8 protein-coding genes are annotated in these 7,938 nt (G+C 68.4%); 5 read left to right on the top strand and 3 right to left on the bottom strand.

Annotation, left to right across the window (positions count from 1 at the left end; translation table 11 throughout):
* The 3 genes from ACTWPW_RS51445 to ACTWPW_RS51435 form a co-directional block, all read left to right on the top strand.
* The coding region (locus ACTWPW_RS51445; protein ID WP_443173216.1) for a serine hydrolase domain-containing protein at positions 1-1,155 on the top strand (1,155 nt) is incomplete at its 5' end.
* Positions 1,156-1,447: 292 nt separating this feature from the next.
* Entirely contained in the window at positions 1,448-2,311 is an 864-nt protein-coding gene (locus ACTWPW_RS51440) for a hypothetical protein (protein WP_443173215.1), read from the top strand.
* Between the two features lie 212 nt (positions 2,312-2,523).
* Positions 2,524-2,802 carry a hypothetical protein gene (locus ACTWPW_RS51435; protein WP_443173214.1) on the top strand — a complete coding sequence of 93 codons (279 nt, stop codon included), beginning with the start codon at positions 2,524-2,526 and terminating at the stop codon, positions 2,800-2,802.
* Here the strand turns inward: ACTWPW_RS51435 and ACTWPW_RS51430 are convergent.
* The 3 genes from ACTWPW_RS51430 to ACTWPW_RS51420 form a co-directional block, all read right to left on the bottom strand.
* The gene (locus ACTWPW_RS51430) at positions 2,799-3,032 is read right to left on the bottom strand and encodes a hypothetical protein (protein ID WP_443173213.1); all 234 of its coding nucleotides are present in this window, start codon (positions 3,030-3,032) and stop codon (positions 2,799-2,801) included. The genes ACTWPW_RS51435 and ACTWPW_RS51430 overlap by 4 nt on opposite strands.
* A gap of 166 nt (positions 3,033-3,198) precedes the next feature.
* Positions 3,199-5,361, bottom strand: coding sequence for a hypothetical protein (locus tag ACTWPW_RS51425; RefSeq protein WP_443173212.1), 2,163 nt, complete (start codon positions 5,359-5,361; stop codon positions 3,199-3,201).
* A 232-nt stretch (positions 5,362-5,593) separates the two neighbouring features.
* Positions 5,594-5,971: a DUF6069 family protein gene (locus ACTWPW_RS51420; RefSeq protein ID WP_443173211.1), complete on the bottom strand. Its 378-nt coding sequence runs from the start codon at positions 5,969-5,971 to the stop codon at positions 5,594-5,596.
* 130 nt (positions 5,972-6,101) lie between these two features.
* On the opposite strand from ACTWPW_RS51420, the gene ACTWPW_RS51415 reads away from it, so the two are divergent.
* Both ACTWPW_RS51415 and ACTWPW_RS51410 read left to right on the top strand, forming a co-directional pair.
* Positions 6,102-7,232: a sensor histidine kinase gene (locus ACTWPW_RS51415; RefSeq protein ID WP_443173210.1), complete on the top strand. Its 1,131-nt coding sequence runs from the start codon at positions 6,102-6,104 to the stop codon at positions 7,230-7,232.
* Positions 7,220-7,873, top strand: coding sequence for a response regulator (locus ACTWPW_RS51410; RefSeq protein WP_443173209.1), 654 nt, complete (start codon positions 7,220-7,222; stop codon positions 7,871-7,873). Before ACTWPW_RS51415 ends, ACTWPW_RS51410 begins: the two co-directional genes overlap by 13 nt.
* The last annotated feature ends 65 nt before the right edge of the window (positions 7,874-7,938 follow it).

The raw sequence follows: 7,938 nt of genomic DNA, 5'->3' as shown, positions 1-7,938 counted from the left end.
CTGCTGGCCGGGGCGGCCGCCCCGGCCAGCAGCGCGGCCGTGCCGAACGCCGCTACCGGGCAGGAACGCCCGGAACTGCAGAAGGCCATCCAGGCGTTCGTCGATGCCGATCTGGCCGCGGGGATGCAGATGCGCGTCAACGATGAACGGGGCGAGTGGCTCGGCAGCGCCGGAGTGCGCAAGCTGGGTGCGAGCACGAAGCCGCCGACAAACGGGGTGTTTCGGGCGGGCAGCGTCACCAAGAACGTCATCGCGACCGTGGTGCTGCAACTGGTGGCCGAGGGCAAGGTCGGGCTGGACAAACCGGTGGCCGCCTACCTGCCGAAGTTCAAGCTGGACCGGGAGATCACGGTGCGGATGCTGCTGCAGCACACCAGCGGCCTGTACGCCTACACCGGCGAGTTCCGCCCTGACGGGTCGGTCGAGCCGGGGATTCCCGCAGCGGGCAAGGAGTGGGTGACCAACCGGTTCAAGACCTACCGGCCGGAGGAACTGGTACGGTTCGCGCTGTCCAAGAAGCCGCGGTTCAAGCCGGGGAAGGGCTGGAGCTACTCCAACACCAACTACACGCTGGCCCAGCTACTGATCGAGAAGGTCACCGGCCGCTCGATCGCTACCGAGATGCAGCGGCGGATCCTGCGGCCGCTCAAGATGCGGCACACCCTGCTGCCGGGCACCACGAACCTCCCCGGCCCGCACGCCCACGGCTACTACCGCTACGAGGAAACCCCCGGCCAGTGGAAGGTGATCGACGTCACCCGCCAGAACCCGTCCATGACGGCCGGCGCCGGCGACATCATCTCGACCACCGAAGACCTCCACACGTTCTTCTCCGCGCTGAACAGCGGCAAGCTCATCCCCGCCCGGCTCCTGACCGAGATGCGCACTCCGCACCCCGCCAGCGCCGGGCTCTTCGGCAGCTACGGCCTCGGGCTGTACGTACAGAAGCTGAACCCGAACTGCGGCATCGTCTACAACCACAATGGCAGCGCCACGGCGGGCTACTCGGCACTGATGTACAGCTCCCCCGACGGCAAGAAGACCCTGACCGCCTCGGTGACCACCGGAGACCGTGCAGGCGACGTGGCAGCGTTCCCCGAGCTGCTGGACAACCTCCTCAAGGAAGTGTTCTGCGGCGCCAGGTCCGCCAACTGACAGGGCTGCCCGCGCTGGTCAGCCACTTCCCGGCACTATGCCTGGCCGTACCGGCAGAAGAGGCCACGCTGCACCCGCAGATCGCCGACGTCCACGGCATCAAGAGCTTCCCGGTCACCTGGGACGCCACTCTCGCCTACCACGACCTTCTCTCCCGATCGGGGCAGGACACCTAGGCTGAGGCCCGATCAGACTCCGTCTTCAGACTCGAATGAAGGCTTCGAACTCAGGCCGGCGGCAACGTAAGCAGACCAGCACAAGTCGTACGACTTCATCGCCTTTGAGAGGGAGAATGGCTACGCAGCGTCGCAGCGCGGATCCGATCTTAGCCGAGATCCGGGCCCTGAAGGTGATTGCCGAATTGTCCGATAAACAGACTCGGCGCGGGATCCGGATCCTGATCGCCGTGGCGCGCGAGGCGCGTGGCCGAGGCTATGAATGCATGGTGCATAGAGACGACCGACTGGAGATCTGTGTCCGGCAGACGGTTTCCACCGTTGCCGTCAAGGAGCAGTACGGACGCATTCCTCGCAAGTTAACCGCTCAGGATCGGAAGTGGCTGGAGGAGGCCAAGGCCGATCCGAACGGCCTCCATCCCAAGCCTCGAACCTGGGAGAGAGGGCCCACCGGTCGTTTGTATGTCGACATACTGGAGAGCCACTCCTCCGGCCATGCTGGAACATGGCATGACTCTGAACAGAAACGTGTCGAGGAGTACGTCACGGCCATCGTTAATTGCGCCGAGAACCGCGCGGGTTCTGCGGAGGCACGGGCCGCCTCGGAGGAGCGCGCGAGGGAGTACTATCGGCGCGAAGCCGAACTCGACCGGGAAGTCGCGATTGAGCGGCTAACGCAAGCGCGCCTAGTGGAAGAGCTGCATTCACAGGTCGATAACTGGCGGCGCGCCCAGGACATCCGCGCGTACTGTGAGCATCTCGAACAGAGGATCCTCGACACGTCGAGCGAAAGTGCAGACAGCACGCGGGAGTGGATCGACTGGGCCAAGGGTCACGCTGATGCAATAGATCCCCTGTTACAGGACCCGCTCCCCTCGAGCCCTACCGTTAAGTGGACTGAAGCAGATCTAGCACCTTATAAACCCAAAAGGTCGAGCCTCTTTGGGTCCGGCTCCCTGCGACCGCCTCCACTTTCCTGAACGCATTACAAGTGGCGTCACCTTGATGAGAGTGACAGCCTGGGAGTAATCCAACCATCAGCGCCTGCCGCCCCTCAATCTGGGTGTCGCGCAAGGGTTAGCTTGGTCAAGGCTTGCTCACGGCCTGAACCGCCGCGTCCGACAGCCGAGGACGCCGACTTCCGAGCCGTGAACGGGCTCCTCTTTGCCCCCGAAGCTGGAAGAGTGAGCAAGTGGAGGACGCCGTACAGGTCGAAGTCGCGCCCGCCGCAGATACGTCTGAGCTGGATGCGCTGCAATGCCATGGTGTCGCTGCACCGCTGACCGACGGACTGGACGGCATCGAACGCTTACACGGGCCCGATGGGATCGAAGTCGAGCTGATCGGCTCCCGGATCACCCCCCATCCTCAGGGCGCTCTGCTGGCCGCAGTGGTGGAGACGTCGGCATTGAGGTTCGCCGAGGACGGTGTCCGGCAACTGACTGAGTCCGTCTTTGGGCTCCGGGGCTAGAGAATCTCATCCTCCAAGTCCGGCTCGTCGGGGTTGCGGAGCTGCCGGACGCCGGCGGGGCCGAGATCAGGCGCCGCTTGCAGCAGGCGTCGCCAGAGGGGCGAAGTGGTGTAGCGGGCGATGTCCCACCAGGCCAGGTCCCCGGCGTGGTTGCGGATGAGGGCTTGGGCCAGATAGCTGAGCCAGGCGCGTACATGACCGGAGTTCCAGGAGCGGTGGGGGTCGGACATCGAGACTTTCAAGGACGGCGGGGTGGCTGGCGAGCAGGGACTGCTCGGATCGCCGGGGTCAGTGACGGGCGGGCGGGCGTCGATGAGGGCGTCGATGAGGTGGGCGCCGCCGACCCTCTTCCGGCCCTCGTGCGGATTTGTCAGATGGTATGTGGGTCGAGGAGCCCTACTCTTCGTCCGAGTCTTCGAGAAGCTCCCGCACTTCGATGACTTCGGTCGGGACGTCTTCCGTGGGCCAGCTCGCGGCGAGGGCCTGGATCATCGGACGGTGCTCTTCGAACGTCTCGTCCCGTGCGAGGACCAGGGCGGCGGCTGCCTGGATCTCCAGCTCGGGGCAGCGGGTCGCGCTCAAGAGGACGTCGACGGAGTTGTCGCTCCGGAACTCCCCCAGCAGATACAAGGCCTGACTGCGCTCGCTCATCGGGACGGCTTCGTCGCACACGATGTCCCCAAGGGCCTGGACGAGCCGGGGATGGGAGTGCTCGACGGACCACAGCACGTCTCTCACGGTGTCGAGGACCTGGTCGCGAAGCGAGTCGGCGCTCTCAAGCGAGTCGGCGAGCACGGACAGGTCGTCCTTCGCGGCGATTCTCAGCGCCGACAGGGCGGTGAGGTGGGCGGCGCGGGGACCATACTCGCGGCTGAGCTCGGGCGGGGACGGCGGCTGCCGCAGGATCTCCTGGATCAGCGTGAGGACGAGCGCCCTCGCCGGTTGCCGGGCCTCTTCGCCACCTCGTGCGAGGGCGCCTTCCGCATCCCACCAATGGTCCAGGGCGATACCGACGGCAGCCACGTCGCCGCTTTCGAGCATCGTGCGCATGGCGTCGTGGTACGACTCGTCCGCCGTGGGGAGGCGCAGCCTTCTGTGCGCGCTATGCAGGTCCGGGTCCTGCAGCCGGTGCCCCTCCCAGTGAACGCTGTGCGGCTTCCCGAGGACCAGGTCGATGGGGTTCTGGCCCCAGAAGCGCGCCGGAGGACGCTCCTCCCAGCTTTCGGCCAGGTCTTCCATGACCGCACGGTGGCGGTCCAGGCCGCCGGTCTTCACCAGGTAGGAGACCGCGTGCACCTGCACATCCGGCTCCCCCTCGCGGATCGCACGCACAAGGACGTCGTCGGCGCCCGCGCCGAGCCCGTCGGCCAGGATCCGGATCGCCGTCTCCTTGGTGCCGTGGGAGGCGGAGGACGGGTCGAAGATCACACCGCTCACCGCCTCGACGAGCCGGGCGTCCGCAGGTTCGGCCTCGTCGAAGAGCCCGTACGCCATCCAGATGGCCTCATGCCGGACGGTGTCGGAATCCGTCCGGCCGAGGATGTCCACCAGCAGGTCGGCGTCACCCGGTTTCGCGTGCTGCGCCCCGATCATGTTCAGCGCGCTCACCTCGGCGGGCGAGATCGGACGACGGAGCACCTCGCGGGCGCGCTCCAGAACCTCGGGCAGGTAGGCGTCCGCCAGGTCGGAGTCGTCCAGGACGTGCCGCAGCCCCTCCCAGTATTCGTAGTGGTCGAGTGCGATGCCCACGGCGATCGGGTCATCGCTGCGCAGCAGCGTGGTGAACGCCTCCAGGCACGTCTCGTCGGTCAGCGGGAACCGCAGCTCGTCGTGAGCGTTCCGGAGGGCCGGATCGTCCAGGTGGGCGTCCTTCCAGTACGTGCTGTGGAAGCCCACGAGCGCATCACGAACGTCGCTGGAAAAGGGGCCCGCGTCCTCCGGCCAGGAGTCGACGAGCTGCTGGAGCAGCTCGCGGTGCACACGAACCTTCTTGGGCGATGTCAGCTGCCCGGCGGCGCTGACCTGGACCTTGAGGTCGCCGGACGCGGTAAGGCGGATGAACAGTGCCTCCACCTCGGGCATGTCGAGACTGCCCAGGGCATGGATCGCGGCTCCGCGATCCCGTGCGTCCAGGCTCTCGTCAAGGGCGATCGCGCGCACGGCCGCCAGGAGCCGAGGGTTCGGCTCCTCCGCGTCCTCGAGAGCAGTGGACGCGGCCATCACCCCTTCCTCCCGCAGCCCGGGGTCCGAGGTGGTTTCCAGAATCTCGGCGATCCGGTCGGCGTCCTCGTCTTCACCGAGGTGCCACACCATGGTGAGCGACCAGGAGAGCGCCCGATGCCGGTTCTCGTCGTCGAGCGTGGACGACCGGTCCAGGAGGTCGCGGGCGACGAAGAGAACCTCGTTGTTCAGTGGCCAGTACGGGTTGTCCACTCCCCACCTGGTGTTCGCCTGCGCCTGCTGATAATCGCTCAGCGCATCGCACACGACACCGAGGTCGCCACTGTGCAGCCGCTGACTGAACTCTCCGAGAAACGACGCTTCATCGCCGTCCGACATAGGGCCTCCTCCATGATCGGCTTACCAGACTGGCAGACCCGTTCTGCGGCGCCCGCAGGTCCGCATGCGGCGGCCCGCAGTCGGCTGGTCCGTCCCGGCCAGCGTTCGCACATCAACTTCCACGGTTCACCCGTTCAACCGGCCGGAACTGGGCGGTGGGCTGCGCAAGCTCCGTGACCGCGGCCGCCGTCGACAAGAACGAATGATCGTACGCGGGCGAGCCGCGCGACGTTCATCGCCGCGCCAGCCCCGGAACCAGCACGGCGCCGACGACCAGGTGCAACAGGACCAGCCCCAGCGTCGCGGCGATGCCAACGGCGATGCCGAGAGGGCCGAACAGGGACAGGGCGAGCACGACCAGGGCGATGATCGTCCAGATCCGGCTGGGCCGGGACGTGAATCGCTCGAGTACGGCCAGCAGCGCCCAACTCGCCAGCCCGGCCAGCAGGCTCGCCGCCACGACCGACACCGGCCCGACCGTCGGCGTGCCGCTGCCCATCCGCACGGTCAACGCAGTTCCGGCCACCGGAACCGCCAGGGCCCAGACGGCCAGGGCGGCCGCCGGCGCGCCGATCACGGTGAGCAGCAGCCTTCTGATGGAGGTGTTCATGCCGGTCAGCCTTCCCGTCAGCCGGGTCCGCCGCATCGGGCGCGTGGTCGCGCCCTGCCCTCCCCCGGTGGGGTACGGGTCCGACTTTGGTAGGTGATGGCTCCGCCGTTCCGGCGGCTAGCCTGGGCCGATGAGCCATATCCGACCCCCTCAGCCGCTCGTCGTGGTCAGCGTGGTCCTTGCGATGAGCGCGCTGACCACCATGGCGCTGTGGGGCCAGGCCGGCCGACCCACCTGGGGGCTGGACGTGGCGGTCGCGGCGGTGAGCCTGGTCGCCGCGCTGGCCCAGCTGTGGTGGCCGACCCATGGGGCGCTGACCGCCACCCTCCTCGCCACGCTCTCCCCAGTGGCCACGCCGGCGGCGACGATGGGGGCGCTGCAGGTGGCCCAGCACAGGCGCTTCCCCGTGGCGGCGGCGGTGACTGCCGCGGGCATGGCTGCCCACCTGGTCCAAAGGCTGTGGCGGCCCAACTCCGGCATCTCCGTGCCATGGTGGCTGCTGCTGATCTGCTCCGCCTACGGCGCGCTGCTCGGCTGGGGCGCGCTGGCCCGCTTCCGCCGAGCCCTGCTCATCTCCCTGCGCGAACGCGCCCGCCGCGCCGAGGCCGAACAAGGCAGGCGGATCGCCGAGGCCCGCATGGCCGAACGCCGCCGGCTCGCCAGAGAGATGCACGACGTGCTGGCCCACCGCCTGTCCCTGGTGGCCACCCACGCCGGGGCGCTGGAATACCGCCCGGACTCCTCCCCCGACCAGCTCGCCACGGCCGCCGGGGTGGTCCGCGCCGGTGTCCACCAGGCGCTGGAGGAACTGCGCCAGGTGATCAGCCTGCTCCGCGAGCAGGACGACGAACTGGACGAGCTCGAACCCTGGCCGGGTCTGGCCGGCCTGCCCGGCCTGATTGCCGACGCACGGCAGGCGGGCCAGCCGGTACGTCTCCGCGAGGAGGTCACCGACGCCGCCGCCCTACCGTCGGCCGCATCTCGGACCGCGTACCGAGTCGTGCAGGAAGGGCTCACCAATGCCCGCAAACACGCCCCCGGTCAGCCGGTCGATGTGCTGCTGCGCGGCGCTCCCGGCACGCCCATGCTGATCGACCTCCGTAACCCGCTGCCCCCGGCGGACGCCGTCCCCCTCGCGCCCGGCAGCGGGCTCGGCCTGGTCGGACTCACCGAGCGGGTACGGCTGGCCGGCGGGCAACTGGACCACCACAGCACCGAAGGAGAGTTCCGGCTCCACGCCCGGCTACCATGGCCCGCGTGATCCGCGTGCTACTGGTCGACGACGACGCTCTGGTCCGCGCCGGGCTGTCCATGATGCTCGACGGCGCCGCCGGCATCTCCGTCGTCGCCGAGGCGGCCGACGGCCAGGAGGCCATCACCGCCACCGACGCCCACGCCCCCGACATCGTCCTGATGGACCTGCGCATGCCCCGCGTGGACGGCATCACCGCCACCCGCCGGCTACGCGCCCGCGCCCAGCCGCCCGAGGTGATCGTGCTGACCACATTCGACACCGACGAGAACGTCTTACACGCGCTCCGCGCAGGCGCCGCCGGGTTCCTGCTCAAGGACACCTCGCCGCCGCAAATCGTGGAAGCGATCACCCTGGTCGCCGCAGGAGACCCGATTCTGTCCCCGCGCATCACCCGGCGGTTGATGGACCGCACCGTCGCCCAGGCCGGCGCCTACGAGCGAGCCCGCGCCGCACTGGCCACCCTCACCCCGCGCGAACATGAGGTGGCCATGACGATCGCCCAGGGCAGGACGAACGCCGACATCGCCGCCGACCTCGCCATGGGCATCACGACCGTGAAAGCCCACGTCTCCAGCATCCTGACCAAGCTCGGCCTGGACAACCGCACCCAGATCGCGCTCCTCGCCCACGACGCAGGTCTTACCTGACCATCCTGGAGCGTGCCGTGACCGCCGGGCTGCTGCGAGCTGGTGGTCGGCAGCGAACCGACTCC

This window comes from Nonomuraea sp. KM90, from assembly GCF_052246675.1.
Lineage (GTDB): Bacteria > Actinomycetota > Actinomycetes > Streptosporangiales > Streptosporangiaceae > Nonomuraea.
This window is presented reverse-complemented; position numbering and strand designations above follow the sequence as displayed.

Coding starts and splice junctions, on each gene's coding strand:
- ACTWPW_RS51425 (WP_443173212.1), bottom strand. CDS start 5,361: ATGTCGGACGGCGATGAAGCGTCGTTTCTCGGAGAGTTCAGTCAGCGG.
- ACTWPW_RS51440 (WP_443173215.1), top strand. CDS start 1,448: ATGGCTACGCAGCGTCGCAGCGCGGATCCGATCTTAGCCGAGATCCGG.
- ACTWPW_RS51415 (WP_443173210.1), top strand. CDS start 6,102: ATGAGCCATATCCGACCCCCTCAGCCGCTCGTCGTGGTCAGCGTGGTC.
- ACTWPW_RS51420 (WP_443173211.1), bottom strand. CDS start 5,971: ATGAACACCTCCATCAGAAGGCTGCTGCTCACCGTGATCGGCGCGCCG.
- ACTWPW_RS51410 (WP_443173209.1), top strand. CDS start 7,220: ATGGCCCGCGTGATCCGCGTGCTACTGGTCGACGACGACGCTCTGGTC.
- ACTWPW_RS51430 (WP_443173213.1), bottom strand. CDS start 3,032: ATGTCCGACCCCCACCGCTCCTGGAACTCCGGTCATGTACGCGCCTGG.